At 54.1% G+C, this 26,086-nt stretch carries 21 protein-coding genes; 15 read left to right on the forward strand and 6 right to left on the reverse strand.

Going from position 1 to position 26,086, the window contains the following annotated elements; genetic code table 11:
• Positions 1-25 precede the first annotated feature (25 nt).
• From metG to HNQ81_RS02955, 6 genes are all read left to right on the forward strand, one after another.
• A complete protein-coding gene (gene metG / locus HNQ81_RS02930; RefSeq protein ID WP_183348149.1) occupies positions 26-1,963 on the forward strand; it encodes a methionine--tRNA ligase in 1,938 nt (645 codons plus the stop codon).
• A gap of 15 nt (positions 1,964-1,978) precedes the next feature.
• Positions 1,979-2,278, forward strand: coding sequence for a YggT family protein (locus tag HNQ81_RS02935; RefSeq protein ID WP_183348151.1), 300 nt, complete (start codon positions 1,979-1,981; stop codon positions 2,276-2,278).
• Between the two features lie 45 nt (positions 2,279-2,323).
• A complete protein-coding gene (locus HNQ81_RS02940; protein ID WP_183348153.1) occupies positions 2,324-3,244 on the forward strand; it encodes a DivIVA domain-containing protein in 921 nt (306 codons plus the stop codon).
• Positions 3,245-3,296: 52 nt separating this feature from the next.
• On the forward strand, positions 3,297-3,623 hold the full coding sequence (locus HNQ81_RS02945; RefSeq protein WP_183348155.1) for a DUF167 domain-containing protein: 327 nt from the start codon (positions 3,297-3,299) through the stop codon (positions 3,621-3,623).
• Positions 3,624-3,651: 28 nt separating this feature from the next.
• Positions 3,652-4,344 (forward strand): triose-phosphate isomerase, encoded by a 693-nt coding sequence (locus HNQ81_RS02950; protein WP_183348157.1) that lies wholly within the window; start codon positions 3,652-3,654, stop codon positions 4,342-4,344.
• Between the two features lie 127 nt (positions 4,345-4,471).
• Positions 4,472-5,155 carry a DUF533 domain-containing protein gene (locus tag HNQ81_RS02955; RefSeq protein WP_183348159.1) on the forward strand — a complete coding sequence of 228 codons (684 nt, stop codon included), beginning with the start codon at positions 4,472-4,474 and terminating at the stop codon, positions 5,153-5,155.
• A 38-nt stretch (positions 5,156-5,193) separates the two neighbouring features.
• Here HNQ81_RS02955 and HNQ81_RS02960 read toward each other — a convergent pair whose 3' ends face one another.
• Positions 5,194-6,876 carry an ABC1 kinase family protein gene (locus tag HNQ81_RS02960; protein WP_183348161.1) on the reverse strand — a complete coding sequence of 561 codons (1,683 nt, stop codon included), beginning with the start codon at positions 6,874-6,876 and terminating at the stop codon, positions 5,194-5,196.
• Positions 6,877-7,121: 245 nt separating this feature from the next.
• A complete protein-coding gene (locus HNQ81_RS02965) occupies positions 7,122-7,847 on the reverse strand; it encodes a hypothetical protein (protein ID WP_183348163.1) in 726 nt (241 codons plus the stop codon).
• A gap of 127 nt (positions 7,848-7,974) precedes the next feature.
• On the opposite strand from HNQ81_RS02965, the gene dnaG reads away from it, so the two are divergent.
• The 8 genes from dnaG (at position 7,975) to HNQ81_RS03005 (ending at position 18,333) form a co-directional block, all read left to right on the forward strand.
• Complete coding sequence (gene dnaG / locus HNQ81_RS02970) at positions 7,975-9,801, forward strand: DNA primase (RefSeq protein WP_183348165.1); 1,827 nt, start codon at positions 7,975-7,977, stop codon at positions 9,799-9,801.
• Between the two features lie 209 nt (positions 9,802-10,010).
• Positions 10,011-11,663: a sigma-70 family RNA polymerase sigma factor gene (locus HNQ81_RS02975; RefSeq protein WP_240191627.1), complete on the forward strand. Its 1,653-nt coding sequence runs from the start codon at positions 10,011-10,013 to the stop codon at positions 11,661-11,663.
• Between the two features lie 85 nt (positions 11,664-11,748).
• Positions 11,749-12,852, forward strand: coding sequence for a DNA-processing protein DprA (dprA, locus tag HNQ81_RS02980; protein ID WP_183348169.1), 1,104 nt, complete (start codon positions 11,749-11,751; stop codon positions 12,850-12,852).
• Positions 12,853-12,920: 68 nt separating this feature from the next.
• Entirely contained in the window at positions 12,921-13,604 is a 684-nt protein-coding gene (gene rpe, locus HNQ81_RS02985) for a ribulose-phosphate 3-epimerase (RefSeq protein ID WP_183348643.1), read from the forward strand.
• Between the two features lie 41 nt (positions 13,605-13,645).
• The gene (locus HNQ81_RS02990) at positions 13,646-15,229 is read left to right on the forward strand and encodes a glucose-6-phosphate isomerase (protein WP_244960467.1); all 1,584 of its coding nucleotides are present in this window, start codon (positions 13,646-13,648) and stop codon (positions 15,227-15,229) included.
• 272 nt (positions 15,230-15,501) lie between these two features.
• Entirely contained in the window at positions 15,502-16,782 is a 1,281-nt protein-coding gene (gene dsrA, locus HNQ81_RS02995; RefSeq protein WP_183348174.1) for a dissimilatory-type sulfite reductase subunit alpha, read from the forward strand.
• A gap of 55 nt (positions 16,783-16,837) precedes the next feature.
• Positions 16,838-17,977: a dissimilatory-type sulfite reductase subunit beta gene (gene dsrB / locus HNQ81_RS03000; RefSeq protein ID WP_183348176.1), complete on the forward strand. Its 1,140-nt coding sequence runs from the start codon at positions 16,838-16,840 to the stop codon at positions 17,975-17,977.
• Between the two features lie 107 nt (positions 17,978-18,084).
• The gene (locus HNQ81_RS03005; protein WP_183348179.1) at positions 18,085-18,333 is read left to right on the forward strand and encodes a dissimilatory sulfite reductase D family protein; all 249 of its coding nucleotides are present in this window, start codon (positions 18,085-18,087) and stop codon (positions 18,331-18,333) included.
• Positions 18,334-18,611: 278 nt separating this feature from the next.
• Here HNQ81_RS03005 and ahcY read toward each other — a convergent pair whose 3' ends face one another.
• Both ahcY and metK read right to left on the reverse strand, forming a co-directional pair.
• On the reverse strand, positions 18,612-19,910 hold the full coding sequence (ahcY, locus tag HNQ81_RS03010) for an adenosylhomocysteinase (RefSeq protein ID WP_183348181.1): 1,299 nt from the start codon (positions 19,908-19,910) through the stop codon (positions 18,612-18,614).
• A 46-nt stretch (positions 19,911-19,956) separates the two neighbouring features.
• Positions 19,957-21,120 carry a methionine adenosyltransferase gene (gene metK / locus HNQ81_RS03015; protein ID WP_183348183.1) on the reverse strand — a complete coding sequence of 388 codons (1,164 nt, stop codon included), beginning with the start codon at positions 21,118-21,120 and terminating at the stop codon, positions 19,957-19,959.
• 428 nt (positions 21,121-21,548) lie between these two features.
• Between metK and HNQ81_RS03020 the strand changes: the two genes are divergently transcribed.
• Entirely contained in the window at positions 21,549-22,520 is a 972-nt protein-coding gene (locus HNQ81_RS03020) for a KpsF/GutQ family sugar-phosphate isomerase (protein WP_183348185.1), read from the forward strand.
• A gap of 38 nt (positions 22,521-22,558) precedes the next feature.
• Here HNQ81_RS03020 and HNQ81_RS03025 read toward each other — a convergent pair whose 3' ends face one another.
• Together HNQ81_RS03025 and HNQ81_RS03030 are read right to left on the reverse strand one after the other, a co-directional pair.
• On the reverse strand, positions 22,559-25,069 hold the full coding sequence (locus tag HNQ81_RS03025; RefSeq protein WP_183348186.1) for a ubiquitin-conjugating enzyme family protein: 2,511 nt from the start codon (positions 25,067-25,069) through the stop codon (positions 22,559-22,561).
• A 358-nt stretch (positions 25,070-25,427) separates the two neighbouring features.
• Positions 25,428-26,072 carry an HAD family hydrolase gene (locus HNQ81_RS03030; RefSeq protein ID WP_183348188.1) on the reverse strand — a complete coding sequence of 215 codons (645 nt, stop codon included), beginning with the start codon at positions 26,070-26,072 and terminating at the stop codon, positions 25,428-25,430.
• Between the last annotated feature and the right edge of the window lie 14 nt (positions 26,073-26,086).

Here is a 26,086-nt window from a genome sequence, read left to right on the forward strand (position 1 = left end):
GGCACAGCTACAGGCATATCAATCGATGACGACGTATATCACAACCCCAATTTACTATGTCAATGCCCAGCCGCATCTCGGCCACGCCTACACCACCATTGTCGCCGATGCCTACAGCCGCTATCGCCGCCTGATCGGAGATACGGTACGCTTTCAGACGGGCACCGATGAACACGGCGACAAGATCGCCGAGGCCGCAGCGAAAGAGGACGTGCCGCCCAAGGTCTATGCCGACCGGATCAGCACCCTTTTCCGGGAGACCTGGCCGCTGCTCGACATTCATCCCGATCATTTCATCCGTACCACCGACAAACAGCATGTCGCGGTCGTCCAGTCGATCCTGCAGCAGGTCCATGCCAGTGGCGACATCTATTTCGACGAGTATTCAGGGTTGTACTGCCGCGGCTGCGAGCGGTTCCTGACCGAAAAGGAACTGGTGGACGGGGTCTGTCCCGATCATCAGGTACCGCCGCAGGAGATCGCCGAACAGAACTATTTTTTCCGGATGTCGCGCTATCAGGAACGACTGATTAGCCATATCCAGGACAATCCCGAGTTCATCACCCCCGAACGGTATCGCAACGAGGTGCTGTCGTTTCTCTCCGAACCGCTGGAAGACCTCTGCATCTCGCGGCCGAAATCCCGTCTGACCTGGGGCATCGAACTGCCCTTCGACTCCGGTTTTGTCACCTATGTCTGGTTCGATGCCCTCATCAACTACCTGACCGGCATCGGCTACCCTGACGGCGCCGATTTTCAGCGCTTCTGGTCCGCCGCCGAACACGTGATCGCCAAGGACATCCTCAAGCCGCACGCCATCTACTGGCCGACGATGCTGATGTCCATGGGCCTGCCTCTCTACCGCCGGCTGCATGTCCACGGCTATTGGAACGTCGATGATACCAAGATGTCGAAGAGCATCGGCAATGTCGTCCGCCCGGCCCAGCTGGTCGAAGAGTACGGCGTCGATACGCTGCGCTATTTCACTTTGCGGGAGATGTCTTTCGGCCTCGATGCCTCCTTCAACCGGGATGCGATCATCGCCCGGAAGAATTCCGATCTGGCGAACGATATCGGTAATCTCTTCAGTCGTTCGATTGCGATGCTGCAGAAATATACCGCCGGCCGGGTCCCCGCCCCGGCCACCGACGGTTCAGACGATACGGTGCTGCAACAGGCGGTCGAGCAGATGCTGCCGATTTACGGCGAGGCGATGGACGGTTTCCAGTTCCATCGCGCCCTGCAGGCGGTTTGGGAGGTCATCAGCCAGGCCAACAAGTATATCGTCACCAACGAACCGTGGGTCCTGGCCAAGGACCCGACCCGTTCCGCCCGGCTCCATACGGTCCTCTACAATCTGACCGAGTGTCTGCGGCTGCTGACCATGGTCCTGCGGCCGATCATGCCGGGGGCGGCGGCGAAGATGGCCCGCGGCCTGGGGCTGGACCCCGAGCACGAGCTTGTTTCCAGCCTGTCCATGTGCGGCCGTTGGGGACTGCTCCCGGTCGGCACCGAACTGCAGCCGACGGCGGCGCTGTTTCCCCGGGTCGAAAAGGAAAAAACCAAGGAGACGTTGCCGGCGGCCGGGAAGAAAATTCCGGAGCCTACGGTCGAGAAGGTCATTGCCGCCAACGTCCTGACCTTTGACCAGTTCCAGCAGGTCGACCTGCGAGTCGCCGAGATCATCGCGGCGCAGAAGGTCAAAAAATCCGAAAAATTGCTGGAGCTGACGGTCCTGGTTCCGGAGCAGCGGACCATCGTCGCCGGTATCGGAGAATACTACAAACCGCAGGACCTGGTGGGAAAACTGGTGCTGGTGGTGGCCAACTTGAAAACGGTCACCCTGATGGGTATCGAATCCCAGGGGATGGTCCTGGCGGCGAGGACCATGGTCGATGGCAGGGAGCGTCTGGTCCTGTCGACCGTCAGTGATGAGATGCCGGCAGGCAGCAAGGTGGCTTGAGCCAGGAGGAGGGACATGTTCGTACTCAATAATTTTCTGATGGCCGTGGCGCAACTGGTGGAGTTTCTTCTGGTCGCCTATATGTGGATCGTCATCGGCAGGGCGGTGATCTCCTGGGTCAGCGCCGATCCCTCCAATCCGATCGTCCGCTTTCTCTATGAAGTGACCGAGCCGCCGCTGCGGCGGATCCGCCGGTATCTGCCGGTCAATATGGGCAGTATCGATTTCTCGCCGATGATCCTGATCCTGGTGATCATGTTTCTCCAGAATTTCCTCGTCCCGACATTGAAACGTCTTGCCATGGGTCTGGGGTAGCGGATTGCAGGGACATAGTTCAATTATTTTCAACGGAGCTTCCTCATGTCTATGACGCCACAGGTTATAAAAGATCAGGAATTTCAAATAAAATTCAGGGGATATGATGCAATTGAGGTAAAGGCCTATCTGGATCTGCTGGCAGAGGAGTTTTTTGAACTGTACGAGCAGAACAGGGTTCTGGCCGAGGATATCGAAGGATTGACCGTAGAAAAACAGACCCTCGAGTCGGAGCGGGAAAAACTGGAGAAGGAAATCAAATCCCTGCGGGACGAACTTCAGCAAGCCCGAACCGGGGCGGAACGCAAGGATGATGATCTTGCCGCTCTGCAGCAGGAGATAAAGGAACTGAAGTCCCAACTCGATGGAAGCCGTAAAGAGACGGACCTGGCGAAAGAAGTCGTGGACGCGGTTGAGAGGCGGATGAAGTCGGAACAGGAAAAGGCGGCGATGCGGTTGCGGGAGGAAGTGGAGGCTGTCGAGTCACGGGTTGCCGAGGAGAGGGAGCAGAGCGGTCAACTGAGACTTGAAAATGAACAACTGCGCCAGCGTCTGGAACTGCTCGAACAACAGCACCAGGAACTGAAGAAGGACGAAATGGATTTCAAGACGGCCATTGTTGCCGCCCAGAAATTCTCTGAAGACCTGAGGAGACGAGTGGAAGAAGAGACCGCGGAGTTGATGGAGAAGGCAAGGCAGGATGTCGAGCTTTTCCGTCGCAAGGCCCATGAAGAACTGGCCCGTCTGCCGATCGAGATCGAAAGGCTGCAGAACAGGCGGGTCGAGGTCCGTGAGGAGTTGAAATCACTGTTGAGCACCTACCTCCAGCAACTTGATACCTTTCCCGGCAGTAAGGATTCCGAGTCGGAGGGAGACCTGATGGAATTGTATCAGACTATCCAGTTGCCGGATGTCGGAGCGCTTCCTTCCGAAGAAATCGACACTCTCAATCCGGATCTTTCCTGATCAACGCCGGCAAGGGGAAATCGAAATCGACCGGATGGCTTGGGGAATGACGATGGAAACCGACGAATCGGCGTTGCCTTGCCTTACAGTACAGAGAGACGGCTCGGTCGGCATCTGGATATACGTGCAACCCAGGGCCTCGAAATCCGCCATCGCCGGCATGCATGATGGATGCCTGAAACTGGCAATCACCTCCCCTCCGGTCGATAACAAGGCGAATCGCGCCGTTACCGCATTTCTTGCCGATTTTCTGAATATACCCCGGAAAAACATAAGATTGATCAGTGGTGACAAATCCCGACGCAAACTGTTCGGGATCGCTGGCAGCACACTGATTGAATTGCAGGAGCGGATCATGCCGATCGTCCTGAGGGGATAATCATGACGCTGTTGAAAAGGGGGAAAGGATGAAGCGATTTGTCATTGGTAATTGGAAATGCAACAAGAACATCGATGATGCCCGCCGTTGGTTCGATACCTTCGCTTCGCTCTATCGGCCGACGCCGGGGGTTGAGGTCGCCATCGCCCCGTCGTTCATCTGCCTGGCGGACCTGGCCGTTCATGTGAAGGAACTCGGTCTCCATAATGTATCCCTGGCGGCCCAGGATATCTCACCCTTCCCGAAAGGCGGTTACACCGGGGCAATCGCCGCCGATATGGTCCGTGGTCTCGCCGACTACGTCATTGTCGGCCATTCGGAACGCCGGCGCTATTTTCATGAAACAGTTCAGGATGTCGTCAACAAGGTCCACGAGGCGGTGGATTTCGGACTGCGGCCTGTTCTCTGCGTCGAACCGGCATCGGCGATGTCGCAACTGGCGCCATTGACCGATATCGACTGTGAGAAGATGATTATCGCCTACTGCCCGGTCGATCCGCTGACCTTCAGGATACCGGAATCGCCGGAGAAGGTCGGTGAGGGAATCGGGTTTGTCGCCGAGATGCATCCGAACCGGGCGATAGTCTATGGCGGCTCGATAACGCCTGACAATGCTGCCGAGTACCTGGCGTTGACCGGACTTTCCGGGGTGATGATCGGTGCCGCGAGTCTCAAGGCTGAATCGTTTGCCAACATATGTAATCTGGCCGGGGCCCATTGAAACGGCACTCTCGGAATGGATCGATGTTCCGGATCATATCCTGTCGGGTTGATGAGGCTGGACCTCATGCGAAGGCGATGCGGGAAACTCTGGTGGACTGAAAAACATTTATGAACAACGGACTGATATGATAAACGCTGAAAAATTGTTGGGACAGGTTCTAGGGGGAGTTCTTGGCAAGAAGAACGGCAAAGGAAAGAAAAAGCTGATGAACGGGTTGACGTCAGGGGCGGGGCTGATGACGGCCATCGGCCTTGCCGTCGGTGCCTACGAGATTCTGAAGGATAAGAAGACGGGCGGAGCGATGGCGATGCCCGGAATGCCGGGTCCGCCACCTCCTCCATTTCCCGGGCCTGGGCAGACGGCCAGCGACCCGGTTTCATCACCACCGCCGGTTCCACCCCCCCAGTGGACAACCGCTCCTCCCGTTGCGCCGGTTTCCGCAAGTCCTGCACCGAGGTTGGGCTCTGAGGAAATTGCCCGTCGGATGATCCAGGTCATGGTTGCCGCTGCCCATGCCGATGGGACGATGGATGAGCGGGAGGAGAGGGCGATTCTCGACAAGCTGCGTGCAATCGATCTCTCCCAGGAAGAGAGGATGTTTCTGCTGGATGAACTGCACCACCCCAGGGATGTTGCCTCTCTGGTGGCTGGAATGAGTGATTCTTCGACCGCCAAAGTTATGTATATGCTGGCCTTTTCTACAGTCGAGGTCGATGCCGAGGTCGAGAGGGCATGGTTGAACGAGCTGGCCACGGGGCTTGGCCTCAGCCCGGCGGTGCAGGCGTTTATCGAGGAACAGAACCGGTAGGCTCGATTTCCATCCGTTGTCTCCCCGTCTCGTCAGGGTTATTCACGCTTCTTCGGCAACAGGAAGGAGACGACAAATCCAACTGCGTAGACCCCGGCCAGGCCGAGACCAAAAAGACCCATGGTGCCGAGGAATCCCTGCCTGTCGGAGAGTTGATCGGCAAGGATGAGGATCGAAGAGCCGACGATCAGGGCGGCGATGATCATCGCAATCCCCATCACCCGACTGGCCAGGTCGATCTTGTCGGCCATATGCTCTATTCGTTTCATCTCCAGATTGAGCGTGAAACGGCGATGGCGGATATGGTCGAGAAACCTCTGGATATCTTTTGGGATATACTCTAAAAGTTCGAAATATCCAGTCGCAGCCTTCAGCAGACGGTCCTTGAGGGCGTTGTAGCCGTACCTGTTGATGACGATTTCCTGGATCTGCGGTTCGACGTGGGCCAGGACATCAAAAGTCGGGTCGAAATGGGCGGCGACGCCTTCGATGGTGGTGAGGGCCTTGGTCAGGAGCATCAGGTCGCCGGGGCATTGCAGGTGATAGCTCTGCAACATCTCGAAAAATTCGGTCAGCAGTGTGCTGATATCGAGATGCTGCAGATCGGCATTTTGAAAGTGGCTTATCAGGTGCTGCAGATCGGCGCGAAAATCGCGTCGATCCGTCTTGGCCGGGTCGGTGTCGGTCAGTTCGACGACGACCCGGCAGAGCTTTTCGATGTCGCCGCGGATGACCCCGGCGACGAGATCGATGAGCTGCTCGGTGGTCTTCCGGTCAAGCTGGCCGGTCATGCCGCAGTCGATGAAACAGAGCGATCCGTCCGCCAGCAGAAAGATGTTGCCGGGGTGCGGGTCGGCATGGAAGAACCCGAAGCGCAGACACTGTTTGAAAACGGCGTCGGTGCCCTTGGCGACGATGGCCCTGCGTTCCTGCGGGCTGAGACTGTCCGGTTGGATGGTTGAAAGGAGACGGCCGTGGATTTCCTCGAGGGTCAGGACATGGCGAGTCGTCGCCGGCCAGTAGACCTTCGGAAAGTGGATGTTCGGATCGTTCTCGAAATAGCGGCGGAGGCGATCGGTCGATTGCCCCTCATAGATCAGGTTGACCTCCTTGGCCAGTTCCCGGGAAAATTCCTTCACCACGGCGACCGGGCTGTAGCCGAGGTTGGAAAAGTACTGTTCAACGATCTGGGACAGGCTCTCGAGCAGGGCCATATCCTCTTCCACCAGCTGCCGGCTGTCCGGTCGCAGCACCTTGATGACGACATTCTGGCCATCGCGGAGGGTGGCCCGATGCACCTGGGCCATCGAGGCGGCGGCAATGGGTGTTTCCTCGATCGATGAGAAGAGCTCGTCGAGCCGCCCGGGGAAATCCATACTCAGGACCTCGTAGATCTCGCTGAACGGGACTTCGGAACAGTTGTCCTGCAGCTTCTTCAGCTCCTCGGCCCATTCGGCAGGGATCAGGTCGGGACGGGTCGACAGGATCTGGCCGCATTTGATGAAGGTCGGGCCCAGTTCCTCGAGGACCTGGCGAAACCGCACCGGCCTGGGGATGTTGCTGGAGGCGGCGGCATCCGGACCTTCGACTTCCCTGTCGAGGAGCCGACTGATGCCGGAATCGATCAGGACCTGGCGGAATCCATAGGCGGACAGGACCTTGATGATCTCCGCCAGCCGTTTGGTATTGCGAATGGTCCGGGTGATGGTCGTTATTTTCATGGAATGGCGAGGTCATCAATGGCTGAGGGACACCGGTAAATCAAATTGTGCGGCGGCTGTCGGGCATATTCCGAGGGTGTTGTGGTGAAATCAGAGGGAGCCCCCCTGCTTGTTGAAGCATATATTTTTTTAGGAAAAAAAAGCAAATCGAATGAACCGTTGCCGTCTTTTGACCGATGTCACCGAGGCTTGTCCGGACCGGCAGAGTTCCCCTCCAGGTCGTGTGGGATGGAGAGAGCTTGATATCATGCGAGCGGCAGGATCTCGTCTCGAAGGCGCCATTTTCGTGGTAACGTGTACGCCTCGTTGATCAACTGCTTTAGCTGGGGGCGTATATCCTTCAAAGCGGGAAGAGGCGAGATTGTCGGCAGAAGGTCGCAGGCAGGCAGGGGAGGATGCAGTCGCATTTTTTCATCGAGGCCATGGTGGGCGTCTATGGTGGAGGATGCCATCAACTCGTTGGGATCGGGGTTGTCAATCCGGCGGATAAAGCTCATAATGCTGTCGATATCGTTTCTACGATAGAACAGGTTGATCTGTTCGCGAATTGTTTCCTGTTCCTCGGTCAGTTCCGACAATGTTTTGCGATAGGATTCGATATGGCCGGCAAGCGATTCGTAGATATCGTAGAACATGTTGCGAAATCGTGACCGTCTGGACCATCCCCTGGATTTCATCCCGCTGAAGACCCGTCTCCGGATTGACGCCGATTGGACGAAATAGGGATCGTAGTAGAATTCCTGCGGCAGACCGACAAGATCGATAAAACGATGGATCAGGTGTTCGTCATGGAGGAGGATATAGATGCGGATCAGATCGAATCCAATGCTGCTTTCCAGTTCGAGCGAGGAGGCCGTGAGCCGCTGTTGATAGAGGTCTGTGTCGTCCTCTATGCGTTTGCGAAAACCGAAATAGCGTTCGGCAATCTCTTTTTTGACCTCAAGCGACAGTATCTTTGTAATATCATCCATGGCGTAATGCCCTCCAGGCCATTGCGGCAGATCTTCGGTAACCGGCCGGTATCGATGGAGGCGGTCGGATATGGTTGCAGTATAGTCTCTTGCCGGCCGAGAATCACCACCCATTTTGGATAACGAAATGAAATTTCAGGAATCCCGGGAAGACATCGCGGCACGGATCAAGGACCAGGCGGATATCGTCAAGATTATCGGTGAGTCTGTCGACCTGAAAAAAAGCGGTACCAGATTCCTCGGCCTGTGTCCTTTTCATGGCGAGAAAACGCCATCATTCACGGTGCATCCGGGGCAGCAGTTCTTCCACTGTTTCGGCTGCGGCGAGTCCGGCGATGTCTTCACCTTTATGATGAAGTACCACCACCTCGACTTTCCCGCTGCTTTGAAGGAGCTTGCCGCCAGGTACCAGATCGCCCTGCCGGAAAAGCCTCGTTCCGCGGCTGAGGAAAAACTGGCCAGGAAACGACAGGCCATGTTCGCGGTCAATGACAGGTGTGCCACGATCTACAGCCGATACCTGCTGGAATCACCGGGAGCCGCCGTGGCCCGCGAATATCTTGTCCGGCGGGGTGTGAGCGCCGCTGTCCGCGATCGATTCAGGATCGGGTATGCCCCTGCCGTTGACGTTGCCGGATGGGACTTTCTTGCCCGGCAACTTCCGGCGGAAGAGAGGCGCATCGCCGAAGAACTCGGACTTCTGGTCAAAAAGGACAATGGTGGCTCCTATGACCGTTTCCGTGACAGAGTCCTCTTTCCCATTTTCGACATCCGGGGCCGGGTGGTCGGTTTCGGCGGCCGGATACTCGGCGATGGGCAGCCCAAATATATGAATTCACCTGAGAGTCCGGTATTCAATAAGAGTCGGGCTCTGCTCGGGCTGTTTCAGCAGGGTGAGTCCATCCGTCGGTTGCGGCAGGCCATTGTGGTCGAGGGAAATTTCGATCTGATTTCGCTCGTCGAGCATGGACAGGGCAATGTCGTGGCCCCGCTCGGAACCGCCCTGACCCGTGAACAGCTGCGTCTGCTCCATCGCTTCGCCGAAGAGATTGTCCTGCTCTTCGATGGCGATTCGGCCGGGCAGAAGGCGGCGATGCGGGCGGTGCCGCTCTTGTTTGCAGAGCAGATGGCCGGTCGGATCGCTGTCCTGCCTGTCGGTCACGACCCGGACACCTTCGTTCGTCAGGAAGGGGTCGATGCGCTCCGGAAGATTGTTGAGAAGGCCGAACCTCTTCCCGAATTCGTCCTTGCGTCGCTGATTCGGGACCATGGCCTGACCCTTGACGGCAAGATGAGGATCATCCAGGAGTTGAAACCCATCGCCGATGCCGCCCCCTCACCATTGCAGCGCTCCGTGGTCCTGGCCCATTTCAGTGAAAAGCTCGGGCTGCCGGCAGGACAGATGGAATCGTTCTGGACTGCCAGGGTCGCGACAGGCGAGGGGCGCCGGGAACAGTCGTCCGGGCCGACAACCGGTGGCTCCGACCACGAAAGGGGAACATCGCTTTCAGGGACGCAGCGGCACCTTGTCGGTTTCATGGTGCTTCATCCCCGGTTTTTTCCCAAGCTCGCAGCGACGGGATTACGCGATTTCCTTGCCGGCACGGTGGGGGAAGTCCTCTTTCTCCAGATGCAGGCGATACTGGCGGAGAAGAGTCACATTGAGCCGGAAGAACTGCTTTCTCTGCTGCCGGAAGGTGCAGAGCGGGGTCTTGTTTCCGATCTTTTGATGAAAGCCGCCGGTCGATCCGGCGATCCGGCTTTCCCTACTTCTCCCGAGGAAGAACTCGAAGATCTGGTCGGCTGGCTGCGGATTCAAATATTGCGAAAAAAGTCTATGGAATTGCAGAAAAAAATACTTGTGTCGCAGCAGCAGGGCGATCTCAAGCTGATTCAGCTCCTGGTGGTGGAAAAACAGGATGTCGACCGGCAACTGCAGGGTGTGGAGGGGTGAAACCTGTTCTATCCCGGCCCTGCGACCTGCCTGAGTGCAGGGAAAAAGAGGGCTTGTCAGTGGTTTTTATTTATCCGTATATCACACGGTGTGATTGAATTATGTGATCTTATTGATTATGTATATGCCAAAGGATAGGCGGATTACCGGGTAGAATGTCCCTTGTCGGCCAGTATGGCATATTGTGGTTAGGGAGAGGGAGAAAGCACATGGCTGCGAATGAACGGGACTTTAAGAATCGCAACCGGTTTGACGTAGACGATGATTTCTTTGCCGTCGATGACGATGATGCATCGATCTATGAACTTACCGGGATGTATAAGACAGATGATGAAGCCATCCCTGTTGAACTGCCTGAAGAATATCCGGAGGACGGAATAGCGGCGGCGGGAGATCATCATGACATTCCTGTGCCCGGACGGCGGAAGAGCAATCGTCGTCGCACTTCGCGAGGGACCAGCAAGGATGGATCGCACTCCATCGACCCGATGAACATCTATCTTCGTGAAATGGGTTCTCTGACTCTGCTCAGTCATGAAGAGGAGTTGAAACTGGCCAGGATGATGGAAGAGGGGAAGCGGAGAATACAGAACGCCGCTTTCAAGACACCTCTCGCCATCCCCGCTTTGATTGAGGTGGCGAAAGATCTCAGAAAAAGCAAAGAGAAAATATGCAGTATCGTCAGCAGCGTACCTGAAGACCAGACCGACCTGGTGGAGAGGGAAAGCAAGGCCTTCCTCGACGGAGTAGATACCGCGGTTGAACTGGACAGACAAAGAGGGCAGATGTTGCTGGAGATGCTGACTGTTGCCCCTGGTTCGGCCAGATTTGGCGAACTTCAGGGCGAGGTCGAGAAAATCGGCGAAAAGATCGTCAAGCTGTTCCGCAACTGGATTGTCTGCCCTGAATGTGTCAATGCCGTAGCCGGCGGTCTTGAAGATCTGTCACGACGGTTTCGCAAGGTCTTTGTCGAGTTGATGAGCGCGCGGGACATGGAATCGCTCTCCCCGACTGCCGAGTTGAACTCCCATGAAATCGAGGAACTGGTGGACAGGCAGCTGCTCGGCCAGTCCGGTATCGACCACAAGAGCCTGAAGCTGGCCCTCTATGAGATCGAGGCGGGCAGGGACATGGCCAAATACGCCAAAGAGGCCCTGGTTCGGGCCAACCTGCGTCTGGTCATCTCGGTTTCAAAAAAATTTGCCAATCGCGGCCTCCAGTTTTCCGACCTCATTCAGGAAGGAAATATCGGCCTGATGAAGGCCGTGGAAAAATTCGATTACCACCGGGGATATAAGTTCAGTACGTATGCCACCTGGTGGATACGGCAGTCGATCACCCGCGGCATCGCCGACCAGGGGCGGACGATCCGCCTGCCGGTGCACATGATCGAAACGATCAACCGTCTTCTTCGGGTATCGAAAGATTTTCTGTTGGAAGAACACCGGGAACCCACCCCGGAAGAGATGGCTGAACAGCTCGGCACCGAGGTTTCCAAGGTCAAGTCGGCGCTGAAAATAGCCAAGGACGCAATCTCTCTCGACACCCCGGTCGGGGATGATGGCGAGACGTATCTCGGCGACTTCATAGAAGACAGCGAGCGGCCTGGTCCCCATGAGGTCTCTATGGTGTCGAGTCTGCGGGAATGTCTGAGTCAGGTGATGTCCTCCCTCACACCGCGTGAGGCCAAGGTCCTGCGGATGCGGTACGGAATCAACGCCGATTGCGACCACACCCTGGAAGAAGTCGGCAGGTGCTTCGCTGTGACCAGGGAGCGGATCAGACAAATTGAAGCGCAGGCCATCGCCAAGCTGAAACACCCTTCGAGGATTGAAGAGCTTCGCGTCTTTATGACCGATTAATGCTGCGAGCGCCCCTGATCCGTGATACTGACGGGCCATCTCCTGCTTTATTACGAAAGTCGATTCAGATAGAGGAGGATGGTCTATGGTCCTTGATTGGATCAGTCTTTGCCTAGCGCCTGGTTTGGGTCTCGCCGGCTTTTGGCGTCTTGTCGAGCATTTCGGCAGCCCGGGGCGGGTACTGGCAGCAAGCCAAACGGAGTTACTCAAAGTCCCTGGAATCCAGCCAAGACAGGTCGGGGCGCTGGCCTGTCCCAAGGGGCTGCGGCAGCGCGGGAGCACTGAGCTCGAGCTGCTCCTGAAAAAAAACTGTTTCGCCGTTGATTTCAGCGATGTCTCTTACCCCGAGCTCCTTCGTCAGATAGCGGATCCTCCTCCCGTCCTGTTTCTTCGTGGTTGCAAAGAACTGTTGCATCGCAACAGTCTGGCGATCGTCGGTTCCCGGGCCTCGACGGCCTATGGGCGCAGGACGGCACGTTCACTTGCTGCCGATCTTGCTCCCTATCTCACCATCGTATCCGGTATGGCGCTGGGCATCGATGCCGAGGCCCATGGCGGGGCGCTCGCCGCAGGCGGGGGGACGATCGCTGTCCTTGGCTGCGGCCTTGACGTGATCTACCCGATGCAGAACCGCCGGCTTTATGAACAGATCGGCCAATCCGGGCTGTTGGTTACCGAATACCCGTTTGGGACGAGTCCGGAAGGGTTCCGCTTCCCGGCAAGAAACCGGATCATCGCCGGCTTGAGCCTCGGTGTCCTTGTCGTTGAGGCGGCAAGAAAATCAGGATCACTCATTACCGCGGAGATGGCCCTTGAAAGCGGCAGGGAGGTCTTTGCCGTTCCCGGCCAAGTTGATTCCTTCAAAAGTGAAGGGACGCATTGGTTGTTGAAAGAGGGGGCAAAGTTGGTACAATCTGCTCGTGACGTGTTGGAGGAGTTGAATCTGGCAGCGGATTCCACCAGTGCGAACGGCAAGGCAGCCGATAGCCGTGCCTGCTCCGTTGATCCGGAGGCGCTGCAGCTGCTGAACCACATCGAACCCTACCCGCAGGCACGCGAGCGGCTGTGCAACGATTCCGGCCTGACTGCCGCCAGAATCAACGAACTCCTCCTCCTGCTCGAGTTGGAGGGGCTCATTGAAATGCTGCCGGGCGACGCCGTCAGGAGACTGTGTCCCGGAGACGTGTGAGCGATGCCGGGGCCGGGTCGGGTTCGGTATCAATAGATCAACCAATTGACATCAAAAAGGAATGCGAGATGCGACGGATATTGATAGCCCCGTCGATCCTTTCGGCTGATTTTACTTCCCTGGGTGATGAAATCCGGGCGGTAGACCAGGCTGGGGCCGACATTATCCATGTTGACGTGATGGACGGACATTTTGTTCCCAATATCACCATTGGGCCGCTTGTGGTCAAAGCGGCCAAGGCGGTGACTTCCAAAGAACTCGATGTCCATCTGATGATTTCCAATCCTGACGCATATATCGAAGCGTTCGCCGATGCCGGTGCCGATTGGATAACAGTTCATGTTGAAACCGGGCGACATCTGCACCGCACGATTTCCAGGATCAAGGACTTTGGCAAGAGGGCCGGGGTCGTGCTGAATCCGGCGACGTCGCTGTCCACTCTGGATTACATCCTTGAGGAGGTCGACCTGGTGATGCTGATGTCGGTCAATCCAGGCTTCGGCGGGCAGTCATTCATTCTCTCCTGTCTGGATAAAATCAGAAAACTGCGGGATCGCATCGACACCTTGGGGATCGAGGTGGATATAGAGATTGACGGCGGGATAAGCAGCAGGACCATCGGTGATGCCGTTGCGGCCGGCGCCAATATTTTCGTGGCTGGTTCGGCTGTCTTCGGCAGCGACGATTACGCTGCCACTATCGCTGAACTGAGAAGTCTCGCCGAAACCGGAGGGCGATCGGCGCGGGGTTGAAATTCTGGGGGAGGGCAACTATGGGGAACGGATACTGCAGCATGTACGAGACTGATGCCGGAAAACGGCTGCAGCAACTCGCCGGGCGGCCGTATGACCTGACGGCGCCGGATGCCTTGACCGCGGCAGGACGGCTGGAAAGGTATGTCTGCCGGGCAGGATCATTGAGAATGCTCTATTCGATGCAGCGGATAACCGATGAGGTGCTGGATGCGCTGCAGGATCTGGCTGATGAATGCCGCCTGGTCGAGCAATTCAAAGAGATGCGGCGAGGGGCGGTGATCAATCGCATCGCAGGCTGGCCCAGCGAAAACAGACAGGTTCTGCATACAGCCTGTCGTGACATATTTTGTCAGAATCCGGCTGCTCCCGCTGCCACTGCCCAGGCAAAGAGTGAGTTGGAAAAGTTGAAGGGTTTCCTGGACGATGTGGATTCCGGAGGTGTCTGCAATGCCGATGGGAAAAAGTTCCGGACGCTGATCCATGTGGGCATAGGCGGGTCGGATCTCGGCCCGCGGGCCGTGCATGAAGCTCTGCAGGCGTTCGGTAGAAAGGACAAGGACGTCCATTTTATTTCCAATGTCGACCCGGATGATGCCGCGGCTGTTCTCGAAAAAACTGATCTGGCGACATCGCTGGTGGTGATTGTGTCGAAGAGCGGCACGACGATGGAAACCAGGGCCAACGAGCAGCTTGTCTGTCAGGCCTTGCGCAGAGATGGTCTCGAGCCCCGGCATCACTGCATTGCCGTAACCGGCAAAGGCAGTCCGATGGACAATCCCGAGCAGTACCTTCGCGCATTTTACATGTATGACTACATCGGCGGGCGGTACAGCCTCACCTCGATGGTTGGCCTGGTGACACTTGGCTTTTCACTGGGGTACGAGAAAATCGTTGAATTTCTGCATGGCGCCGCCGAGATGGATCTTGTGGCCGAGGAGACCGATATCCGCCGCAATCTTCCCCTGCTCCTGGCTGTACTCGGCATATGGAACCATAACTATCTCGGCTATCCGACGGTGGCGGTTCTGCCATACAGCCAGGCCCTGCATCGATTTCCCGCGCACCTGCAGCAGTGCGATATGGAGAGCAACGGCAAATCAATCGACAGGAATGGTCGTCAACTCGTCGGCAAATCAGGACCGGTTCTCTGGGGTGAACCGGGCACGAATGGGCAGCATGCCTTCTATCAGCTGCTGCACCAGGGCACGGAACTCGTGCCGGTGGAATTTATCGGATTTCTCAGGAGCCAGCGGGGTGAAGACCTGGAGGTGGCGGGGACTTCGTCGCAGCAAAAACTGATCGCCAATCTTCTCGCCCAATCCATAGCCCTGGCAACGGGGAAAGAGGACGAAAATCCGAATAAATATTTTCCCGGCAACCGCCCATCGATTCTATTGATAGGAAACAGCCTGACTCCGGAGGTCATGGGGTCCTTGCTTGCTCTGTATGAAGCAAAAATTGTGCTTCAGGGATTTGCGTGGAACATTAATTCATTTGATCAGGAAGGAGTACAATTGGGAAAGGCGTTGGCAACCCGATTGCTCGCGTGTATGACCGGCAGTGAAAGTCAACCTCAAGGTCTTGAGTCGAAACTCCTGAAAGCCGCCTGCAACACCGGCTGAAAGACAGGGGCTGCAGGTGAATGGTTGTTCATTCAAGGCATCCCTGAAAGCGTGATTTTTGTTGACAAACGAGATATACAACGATATTCTCGACTGCTGAATGAATAGTCAAAGGCTGAGTTTTTTCCTGTCTTTTCGCAGCTTGTGACGGAGCGATGAGCAGGCCGGGTGGATGAGTACGAGATTTTCATTCATTCGCCGGGAAATGAGAACTGCTGATAGGATTTAGAGGTTAAGGTTGCAGTATAAACAGAAATTCAAAGGAGGAATTCATGGCAAAGCATGAGACGCCCTTGTTGGATCAACTGGAGAGTGGCCCATGGCCAAGCTTCGTTACCGACCTCAAGCGGCAGGCTGAGAAAAAGCCGGAGTGCTGGGATATTCTTGGTCAGGTCGAGTTGTCGTACAAAGACAGGATCACCCACTGGAAACACGGTGGTATCGTCGGTGTTTTCGGCTACGGCGGCGGTATTGTTGGACGGTATTCAGATGTGCCGAAGCAGTTTCCCGGTGTTGAGCATTTTCACACGGTTCGCGTCGCTCAGCCGGCTTCGAAATACTACTCGACCAAGCATCTTCGTCATTTGATGGAGATATGGGAGAAACACGGTTCCGGTATGACCAACTTCCATGGTTCGACCGGCGATATCATCCTGCTTGGTACCCGTACCGAGCACCTTGAGCCCTTGTTCTGGGATCTGACCCATGACTTAAACCAGGATCTTGGTGGTTCCGGTTCCAACCTCCGGACCCCTGCCAACTGCCTTGGCCAGTCCCGCTGCGAATGGTCCTGTTATGACACCGAGGAATGCTGTCATCAGCTGACTATTAAATACCAGGATGAGATTCATCGACCAGCCTTCCCGTATAAATTCAAATTCAAATTCTCCGGTTGCCCGAATGACTGCGTTGCTGCGATTGCCCGTTCCGATGTGGCGGTAATCGGTACCTGGAAGGACAATATCCGTATTGACCAGGCTGCCGTAAAGGAATACATCGCAGGTAATTACCCATCAAATGGTGGTGCCCACAGCGGTCGTGATTGGGGCAAATTCGACATACAGAAAGAGGTTGTTGATCTCTGTCCGACCAAGTGCATGTGGATGGAAGGCGGTGAACTGAAGATTGATGACAAGGAATGTACCCGTTGCATGCATTGCATCAACGTCATGCCGCGTGCGCTCCGTCCTGGTGTCGATACTGGTGCAACAGTCTGTGTTGGAGCAAAGGCCCCGATTCTTGACGGCGCCCAGTTTGCGACCCTGATCGTTCCGTTCATGAAGATTTCCGCGGACAACGAGTTCGAGGAACTTATTGAGTTCATTGAAAAGATCTGGGATTGGTGGATGGAAGTCGGCAAGAACCGCGAGCGTGTGGGTGAGACCATGCAGCGTGTTGGTCTGCCGACCTTCCTGAGCATCATGGGAGTTGATCCGATTCCCCAGCATGTAAAAGAGCCGCGAAGCAACCCGTATGTCTTCTGGAAGGACGAAGAGGTTCCGGGTGGTTTCGAGCGTGATGTCGAGGAATTCCGCCGTCGTCATGCGGCTTAATGAGTACAAGCTTTGATCAAAGTTTCATCTCATAATCAATATAAGGAGACTTACCATGGGTTATAATCCCGATAAACCAATGGACGGTCGGATCTCGGATCTCGGCCCTCCCTACTATGAGCAGTTCCATCCGCCGGTCATTAAAGAGAACAAGGGGAAATGGCTTTGGCATGAGATCCTGAAACCTGGAATCCTGATGCATAAATCGGAGACCGGTGCAGAGGTTTATACAGTTCGTTGCGGTACTGCTCGTTTGATGTCAATTGAGCATGTCCGCGAGATCTGCGACATCGCCGATAAACACTGTGATGGTTTCCTGAGGTTCACCACCAGGAACAACGTCGAATTCATGGTCGATGATAAGGCCAAGGTTCAGCCTTTGCTCGACGACCTTGCCAGCCGTGGCAACAAGTTTCCGGTTGGCGGTACCGGTGCCGGCATTACCAATATCGTCCACACCCAGGGTTGGGTCCATTGCCATACCCCGGCAACGGATGCATCTGGTGTGGTCAAGGCCGTCATGGATGAGTTGTTTGATTACTTCACCTCGATGACTCTGCCGGCCCAGTGTCGTATCGCTCTGGCCTGCTGTCTGAACATGTGCGGCGCAGTTCATGCGTCGGATATCGCCATCCTCGGTGTCCATCGTAAACCGCCGATGATCGATCATTCCCGCATCACCGGCGTTTGCGAGCTGCCGCTGGCAATCGCTTCCTGTCCGCTTGGCGCTGTAAAACCGGCCAAGGCAACTGTTGAAGGAAAAGAAATCAAAACGGTACAGGTAAACGTTGACCGGTGTATGTTCTGCGGCAACTGCTACACCATGTGCCCGGCGATGCCTCTTGCCGACCCTGAGGGTGACGGTATAGCCATCCTCGTCGGTGGTAAGGTTTCCAACTCCAGATCGATGCCGAAGTTTTCGAAACTGGTTATTCCTTTCCTCCCGAACACAACTCCTCGGTGGCCGGAGACTGTAGCCGCCATCAAGAAGATCCTCGAGGCCTATGCCAAGGGCGCCAAGAAGTATGAGCGGCTTGGAGAGTGGGCAGAGAGAATCGGTTGGGAGAAGTTCTTTGAGGAGTGCGAAATTCCTTTCACCGACAAGAGCATCGATGACTATCGGCTGGCGTATGATACATGGCGCACAAGCACGCAGTTTAAATACACCAGCCATACGGCCAAATATACTGCTTAAATACATCAGCCATATCAAGAAGTAGGTTGTTATAGTGAGGTCTGACCAGCATCAGCTGGTCAGACCTACTGGTGCTCTTAGAAGTACCTCTAAATAGGAGATCTACCATGGCCCTTAGTAAAGAAGATCTGAAAGCTGCAATCTTGGAGAAAAGTGAGAAATCTCCTAAGCCACAGCTGTACGTCAAGGATTTCTACGCATGCGATCCTGAGGCCAAGCCACGTGATATCAAAAACGCTGCCAATGATCTGGTGAAAGAAGGAAAATTGATGTTCTGGTCATCAGGTTCGACCACGATGTATGCATTGAAAAGCCGTATTAAAAACGAAGAGGGTGAAGGCGGTATCGGAAATTAAAGATACTCGGTTTTCATATCAATCAAGGAAGGGGCGTTGAGAGTACTCAACGCCCCTTCTTTTTGCCGACTGATTTTGAAAAAAATCTCATTGAAAGACAGATGAGACGTTTTTAGATTCAGAAACCTTTGAGAAATACAAAACCAGTTTAATATTAAGTCAGGACAATTATGTTGCCCTCAATTTACTATTTAACGAAGCGTTTTTTCGCCGAATCGGAAATCAGCTCTCGCACTCATGAACGAACTGTCTGAAAATATGTATGTTGTAATGAATTGCTAGTACCGATAGTACTCAGGCTTGAAAGGACCATCGATATCAACACCGATATAATCAGCCTGTTCCTGGTTCAGTCTGGTCAATTGGGCCCCGATTTTCTTCAGATGCATCATTGCCACCATCTCGTCGAGTTTCTTCGGCAGGAAATAGACCTTCTTCTCATATCTCTCTGCGTTCTGCCATAGTTCGATCTGGGCCAGTACCTGGTTGGAAAAGGAATTGCTCATGACAAAGCTGGGATGACCGGTAGCACACCCGAGATTAACGAGTCGCCCCTCGGCAAGGATGATAATTCTTTTTCCATCAGGGAAGATGACATGGTCGACCTGAGGCTTGATGTTTTCCCACTTGAGGCTGCGGATGGCAGCTATATCGATCTCGGAATCAAAATGGCCGATATTGCAGACGATTGCCTGATCGGGCATTTTCTCCATGTGTTCTCTGGTAATGACTTTGAGATTACCGGTGCAAGTCACGAAGATGTTCCCATATGAGCAGGCGTCTGCCATCGTCACGACCTTGTACCCTTCCATCGCTGCCTGCAAAGCGCAAATAGGGTCGATCTCAATGATAAAAACGGTAGCTCCCATCCCCCGCAATGCCTGGGCGCATCCCTTGCCGACATCACCGTAGCCGACGACGACGGCGTTTTTTCCGGCGATCATGACGTCGGTGGCACGTTTAATGCCGTCAATCAGGGATTCGCGACATCCATAGAGGTTGTCGAACTTCGATTTGGTCACAGAATCATTAACATTGAAGGCAGGGCACGCCAACGTCTCCGCTTTGGCCATCTCGTTGAGGCGATGCACTCCGGTCGTCGTTTCTTCGCTTATGCCACGAATATTCTTAAGTTCAACGGGGTATTTGGTGTGCATCACGAGCGTCAGGTCACCGCCATCATCAAGGATCATATTGGGGCGCCAGTCATTGGGACCGAAGATGGTCTGGTCGATGCACCACCAGAAATCCTCTTCAGTTTCTCCCTTCCAGGCAAACGTAGGAATGCCGGCAGCAGCCATCGCCGCTGCAGCATGATCCTGGGTTGAAAAAATATTGCAGCTGGACCAACGCACTTCGGCACCGAGTGCAACGAGGGTCTCCATCAGAACCGCCGTCTGGATGGTCATATGCAGGCAACCGGCAATGTGCGCGCCCTTGAGCGGTTGTTTGTCGCGATATTCCTCGCGCAGGCCAATCAAGCCGGGCATTTCGGTTTCAGCGATGGCGATCTCTTTTCTGCCCCATTCTGCAAGTGAGATATCGGCAACTTTGTAATCTGTAGTAGAATTAGTCATGAAGGCACCTGATAAGGTCAATATTTGAGGATTGGAATAATTAGCCTCAGATCTTGGCGGCATCCCGCAGGGTAGCGGCCTTGTCTGTACGTTCCCAGGTAAAATTAGCCTCTTCTCTGCCAAAGTGACCATATGCTGCGGTCGGCCGATATATCGGTCGTAGAAGATCAAGCTGCTGAATAATAGCCTTGGGACGGAGGTCAAAAAATTCAAGAATCAGTTCGCGAATGGCATCGTTGGAAATTTTGCCGGTTCCGAAGCTGTTGACGTTGACTGATACGGGTTGTGATATTCCGATGGCATAGGCAATCTGCACTTCGACTTCGGAGGCGATTCCGGCAGCGACGATATTTTTGGCGACATATCTTCCCATATACGATGATGAGCGATCGACTTTCGATGGATCCTTCCCTGAAAAGGCGCCGCCGCCATGAGAACCTTTGCCGCCATAGGTGTCGACAATGATTTTCCGACCGGTGACTCCGCAATCGCCGACTGGGCCTCCGATTACGAAACGACCGGTTGGGTTGATAAAAAATTTGGTGTTGGCGTCAATCATATCCTGCGGCAGCACCGGTTTGATGATCATCTCCATCACCGCTTCCTTGAGATCGGAGTAGCTGACGGATTCGTCGTGCTGGGTCGAGAGGACGACCGCCTCGATACGTTTCGGTTGGCCATCGACATATTCGATGGTCATCTGGCTTTTGGCATCCGGCCGCAGCCATGCCAATTTTCCAGCCTTGCGGATTTCCGCCTGTTGTCTGGTCAGGAGGTGGGCGTAGTAGATCGGCATCGGCATCAGCACGTCGGTTTCATTGCAGGCATAGCCGAACATCAGTCCCTGATCCCCTGCGCCCTGATCGAGATCTAGACCTTTGCCTTCATCAACACCCTGCGCGATATCGGCTGATTGTTTATCGATGGAAGTCAAGACAGCGCATGACTGCCAGTCGAAGCCCATGTCGGAGGAGTTGTAGCCGATTTCTCTGATGGTTTGACGAACGACATCCGGCATGTCAACCCAGGCTGAGGTTGTAATCTCACCGGCGATGATTGCCATGCCGGTGGTAACCAAGGTTTCGCAGGCGACCCGGGCATGGGGGTCCTGGAGCAGAATGGAATCGAGGATTGCATCCGATATCTGATCGGCAACTTTGTCTGGATGGCCTTCGGAGACTGATTCAGAGGTAAAGATGTAATTGGACATGGATAACTCCGTTTGCAATAGAGATGGGATGTGTGTACCCCTCTGAGGGGCTTGACAATACCCTGATACTGGGTGTTGGATGTGATTTTGAAAAATGCAAATGGCTGTTGAGATAGTGGTGTTTGATTTCTCAAAACCATTTATTTTAATCTAAACCGGCAAGAAAAGCTTGAGTTAAAACAAGGAGGGTTTCTGCGCAAGTAAACCGTATAGGTCGCTGATATCTTGTAATAACTTGGATTAGCCTTTTTGGTTCAAGCTGTTGCAATGATCAGGTTCTCGATGTCAATGCTTGAACATTCAACAGAAACCAGTAGAATACTGGGCCTTGAAAGTGGACGGCAAAAATCGATAATGTAGCATCCTGCCAAAGAAAAAACACTTCGGCAAGGTTACATCAAGATAGAGAAGCGAGGTTTGGCTGAATAATGTCGATTGAAGAAGCGAAAAAAGTATTTACCATTGAAATCCAAGGTCTTACATCAGTACGAGATAAAATAAATCAGGAATTTCTTCGTGCTGTTGACCTCATCATGGAGTGCCCGACCCGGTTGGTTATTACCGGAATTGGAAAGTCAGGCATCATCGGTCAAAAAATAGCAGCAACATTGAACAGCACAGGGAGCCCATCGTTTTTTCTTCATCCGGTGGAGGCGATGCATGGCGATCTTGGCATGGTTACCGCTACGGATGTGATATTGGCAATATCGTATTCAGGAGAGACCATCGAATTAAACGCGCTCCTCTCCAGTATGAAAAAACGCGGAAATACGATCATCGCAATGACCGGAGGCAAAAATTCACTGCTTGCCCAGGCTGCCGATGTCGTCCTGGATATTGCCGTACCGAAGGAAGCTTGTCCCCTGGGGCTTGCACCAACCGCAAGTACAACGGCAACCCTGGCGATGGGAGATGCTTTATCTGTTGTGCTGCTCAATCGCAAAAAATTCCAGGCTGAAGATTTTAGATTCAATCATCCCGGTGGAAGTCTCGGAGAACGTTTGAAGGTCCGGGTGTCACAGGTCATGCTAACTGGGCAGGATATTCCCGTAATAACGCAAGAATTTTCTGCAGCAGAGGCAGTTCGTGTTCTGAATGAGAAAAACCTGGGTGCGGTCCTGGTTGTCGATCTGGCTGACCATGTCGTCGGAATTGTGACGGACGGAGATGTTCGCCGGTACGTGCTGGGAGATGCTGGTCTCGCTGAAGTAGGGGTCAGTGGACTGATGACGGTAAACCCGATCTGCATCGAACCTGGCATGCAGGCGGCTGATGCCTTGTCCATCATGCAGCGTCATGAAATTACGGTTCTGCCGATAATCGACAGCGAACAGAAACTGGTCGGAATCCTTCACCTCCACAATCTTCTCGGAAAGGGAGAATTTCGCTTTCTGGTCTAGGTGGTGATCCGGGAGCAATCAGCCACCGGATTGCCCTTCTATTCGGCAGTTTCGCTGTGGAATCCCCATGCTCCCGTGGTTTTTGCAAAACTGTAATACATTATCAAATTCATGGGTTTTCCTCTGCCGCTTTCCGTGCATTGCATTTTGAACAGGAGTTTGTCCTCTTCCTCTTTGATAAAGGTAATGACAGGCGATGTCAGGGATTCAGGGAGAGCGGCAGGATAATTTTCGGCAAAGAAGGCTCGAAAATGCTCTTCGAGATAGGTCTTCTTGTCACTGATAACCTGGGCCTCCCGGGTGGTGGCGAGAGTTTCACCGACCTTTCGGCGAATTTCCGCGAACTCTTTTTCCGCTTTCAACGGACTCCTGTCAATGTATCCGGCAATCTGGTGAAGGATTTTTATCGCTTCGCGGTACTGTTTTTCCGCAATACGCTTTTCGACCTGCTGCTGATCCCTGATAATTGAAGCCTGCAGCATGATCCTCGACAATTTGCGCAGGTTCCTGGCGGCATCTTCCTGATCCAGCAATTGTGGATTATCCATAAGAATCTTGCTGGCGCGTGCGAATTGTTCGATCGCCGCGTTCCACTCATTTTTTGCAAAGGCAACCTTTCCAGCCTTGATCGTCGCATAAAGATCGGCCCTGACGATATCAGTCTGGATTGCATTGAGAGTGATTTCCTCCGCCTGGTCGAGTTTGACTCCAAGGTTGATGGCTTGCTGAAAGGAGGTGAATGCTCCCGTCCAATCGGCGGAGGCAAACAGCGTATCTCCCTGCTGTTTGAGAAGCAGAAAGGTGCTTTTGTCGAGCTGTGGTTGCAGCGAGGCCCTGATATCCTTCTGTTCATCAGGAGGGAGAGGTTGTATTTGAGTTGACGCATTGTCGAAATGATCAATTGCCTGCTGCCATAGCTTTTTCTGCATTGCCGCAATCCCTTTTTCTATGGAAAGTTGAGATTGGACTCGATGCAGTTTCAACTTAAGATCACCCAGAACCGAAGGGTCGAGTTGTGGTTCTTTCTCCAGCTTCAATATTCCATTTCTGTACATCTCAATGGCTTTTTCCCAGTGTGCACCGGCAGCCAGCCGGTCACCTTCGTCCATTGTTTTCCGAATGCTGTTCAGGGTTTCGGCCAACGTTTGGGGAAAATATGCGCCGTTGACGAGCACATTGCCCGCCAACCCCTGTCGCAGATCCTCAGAGTTGAGAAGGGCGTCAATCTTTCCTGTCAGTTCATTACTTTCCTGCTTGTTGAAGATGGTGATGTCCTGTGCCAGCTTGAGGGCGGCACTGCAGTCCTCGGTTGCTTCGTTGAACCTCCTGTTATGGATATGGCCTGTGCATTCGGAGTACAATCGCAGCGCCTGATCGTATCGACCGGTATCGGAAAGGTAGACGTACGCTGGCGGAACAGTGACGCTCAGCAGACCGGCAAAAAGTGCGACTGGCACGAAATTGATGCGCTGCAAGCTGCTGAAAAACCTGGACGGTTTTCTGTCGACGGGCAGAGGGGTTCCAGCGCGTTGTTTTTTGTTGTTCGCCCCGGTTTTGCCGAGAGGTGATGCTGTTTTTTGCGGGGAAGTGTCTTCCTTGCCCTGAACCCAGTCACCGAGAAGCTCCTTGGCCTGTTCCGTGCGACGAATGTCTTCGTCAATTTTTGGAAAATCGCTTACCAGTTGCTCGACGGCAGTAAATTTCTCAAGCGCTTGCGCCGGAAGTCCTCGGAGCTCGAGGTCCTCCCCTTCTTTGTAGATTTGACGAGCCGCTTGGATTGACGTCCTGATCTGATCCGCTACTTCTTCTTTTCCGTCAAAGAAGATAGTGCCAGCAGGATTTTTGAGGATGTTCCGTAGCTGATAGAACCGCTTCTGCCCGACAAGGAGCCAGATGGTTGCCAGATCAATGTCTGAGCCTGGCGTTTCCGCATGGTCAGTCGATGAGGTATCATTTTGGCTCGTTGGTGATTCAGCAGTGCGAACACGACTGATCTGCGAGAGATCGGATAACAATTCCGCCTCTTCAATCGCATTAATCTCCATCGGTTCGGCTACACGCTCGGTCGACAACGATGCGGACGGGTTGGCATCCGAACGGTTTAGGAGTCTGGAAAAGGGAAGTTTTTCGGTATTGCCCAGGTACCATGCCGCGGCATCCTGATTAGGCGCATGTTCCTTTGAAAACAATTCGCCACTGATCATACTGCCGATGAAGATGATCAGTTCCGGAAGGGAACGAGCGTTGTTCCAGAACCCACCGAGACGTATGGCTGCCGGATCAAAATCGGGATGGAAGATGGGAGTGAGCGGTCTGCAGCGTGGAGGAATGTGAGGAAAGCCGGAAGGAATGGCGATGGAGACGACGTGATGCGAAGAAACCTGGAGACGGCCGCTGTCATCCTTGCAGATCCCTTGAATGGAGTAGGTTGCCTCGTACTGGTCCGGGGGATCGCCTTTGGCGGGTCGGACGGCTATGAATGGATGGTTGGCAAAATATGTTTCGATCTCCTCACAAATCACAACCAACTGCTGTGTGTCAGCACTCATGGTGGCCGGTTCCCCAGAAGAATTGAATGCGGTCAGGCAAATTTTGCCTGGCAGTATATCAACTTCTTTGCATAACACAAAAAAAAACGCAGCGGCTGCCGATATGAGGTTTGAATCGCAGCTCAATCAGTTGGTCACTCGATTCGCCTCGGCGATGGAACATGCTACTTGCACGAATGGATCGGTATGAAAAGATAGTTGCCTAGGACCCGAACTCCAATTGAATGAAGGAGGCACTGGTGCAGGATCTCGATTTGGCAGAACAGGATTGCGCTGCGAATTTGCAGCCTGTGAAGGTGCAGGGACGGGCAGTATGGTTGCGGTAAGGGTTAGAATTATAGATGATATACAGGCAGCATCAGGCGTCTTGCCCCAGGTGCTGCCCTGCAAACGGAGGGAGGGCGAGGATTTCCATGAAGCCTTCGACATGGTAAGCTGCGTCCAGTCGCCGATTTTTGAAGGCGATAAAGGGTACGGAGCAGGAGCCGGCGTGGAGTTGGTCTATGGTCGAGTCACCGATATAGATCGACTCATCAGGGCTGCAATCATAGTGAGAGAGAATTTCCAGCAGCGCATCCGGGGCGGGCTTGGGACGTTTGGCATTTTGCGCCGTCATCACTTTGCCGAAATAGTGACGCAGCTGAAATTTCTGCAGCAGGGGTTCCATCGTGTTGGTGCGGTTGGTCGATATCGCCAGGTGATAGTGGGGATGGACGGTATCGAGGAAGGTCGTCAGGTCCCTCTCGACTGTAAGCATTTGCAGAAATGGAGCGTAATCGCATGACAACCTGAAGCGGTCGACCTCCTGCAGGTCCAACTCGGGATAATGGCGAAATATATGGGCAATCGCGTCCATGGTATTGTGAATATGGGCGAAATCACATTCTTCTTCCGTCATCGGCGGTTTGCCGAAGTGGTGCAGAAGGTGATTGTAAAAATGCCGGTTTGATTCCCTGGAATCGAACAGGACGCCGTCACAGTCAAAGACGATGAGCTTGAGCATGGGCTGCGAAACCA

It is taken from the genome of Desulfoprunum benzoelyticum (assembly GCF_014201505.1).
In the GTDB taxonomy this organism is placed as follows: Bacteria; Desulfobacterota; Desulfobulbia; order Desulfobulbales; family Desulfocapsaceae; genus Desulfoprunum; species Desulfoprunum benzoelyticum.

Coding starts and splice junctions, on each gene's coding strand:
- metG (WP_183348149.1), top strand. CDS start 26: ATGACGACGTATATCACAACCCCAATTTACTATGTCAATGCCCAGCCG.
- HNQ81_RS02935 (WP_183348151.1), top strand. CDS start 1,979: ATGTTCGTACTCAATAATTTTCTGATGGCCGTGGCGCAACTGGTGGAG.
- HNQ81_RS02940 (WP_183348153.1), top strand. CDS start 2,324: ATGTCTATGACGCCACAGGTTATAAAAGATCAGGAATTTCAAATAAAA.
- HNQ81_RS02945 (WP_183348155.1), top strand. CDS start 3,297: ATGGAAACCGACGAATCGGCGTTGCCTTGCCTTACAGTACAGAGAGAC.
- HNQ81_RS02950 (WP_183348157.1), top strand. CDS start 3,652: ATGAAGCGATTTGTCATTGGTAATTGGAAATGCAACAAGAACATCGAT.
- HNQ81_RS02955 (WP_183348159.1), top strand. CDS start 4,472: ATGATAAACGCTGAAAAATTGTTGGGACAGGTTCTAGGGGGAGTTCTT.
- HNQ81_RS02960 (WP_183348161.1), bottom strand. CDS start 6,876: ATGAAAATAACGACCATCACCCGGACCATTCGCAATACCAAACGGCTG.
- HNQ81_RS02965 (WP_183348163.1), bottom strand. CDS start 7,847: ATGGATGATATTACAAAGATACTGTCGCTTGAGGTCAAAAAAGAGATT.
- dnaG (WP_183348165.1), top strand. CDS start 7,975: ATGAAATTTCAGGAATCCCGGGAAGACATCGCGGCACGGATCAAGGAC.
- HNQ81_RS02975 (WP_240191627.1), top strand. CDS start 10,011: ATGGCTGCGAATGAACGGGACTTTAAGAATCGCAACCGGTTTGACGTA.
- dprA (WP_183348169.1), top strand. CDS start 11,749: ATGGTCCTTGATTGGATCAGTCTTTGCCTAGCGCCTGGTTTGGGTCTC.
- rpe (WP_183348643.1), top strand. CDS start 12,921: ATGCGACGGATATTGATAGCCCCGTCGATCCTTTCGGCTGATTTTACT.
- HNQ81_RS02990 (WP_244960467.1), top strand. CDS start 13,646: ATGTACGAGACTGATGCCGGAAAACGGCTGCAGCAACTCGCCGGGCGG.
- dsrA (WP_183348174.1), top strand. CDS start 15,502: ATGGCAAAGCATGAGACGCCCTTGTTGGATCAACTGGAGAGTGGCCCA.
- dsrB (WP_183348176.1), top strand. CDS start 16,838: ATGGGTTATAATCCCGATAAACCAATGGACGGTCGGATCTCGGATCTC.
- HNQ81_RS03005 (WP_183348179.1), top strand. CDS start 18,085: ATGGCCCTTAGTAAAGAAGATCTGAAAGCTGCAATCTTGGAGAAAAGT.
- ahcY (WP_183348181.1), bottom strand. CDS start 19,910: ATGACTAATTCTACTACAGATTACAAAGTTGCCGATATCTCACTTGCA.
- metK (WP_183348183.1), bottom strand. CDS start 21,120: ATGTCCAATTACATCTTTACCTCTGAATCAGTCTCCGAAGGCCATCCA.
- HNQ81_RS03020 (WP_183348185.1), top strand. CDS start 21,549: ATGTCGATTGAAGAAGCGAAAAAAGTATTTACCATTGAAATCCAAGGT.
- HNQ81_RS03025 (WP_183348186.1), bottom strand. CDS start 25,069: ATGAGTGCTGACACACAGCAGTTGGTTGTGATTTGTGAGGAGATCGAA.
- HNQ81_RS03030 (WP_183348188.1), bottom strand. CDS start 26,072: ATGCTCAAGCTCATCGTCTTTGACTGTGACGGCGTCCTGTTCGATTCC.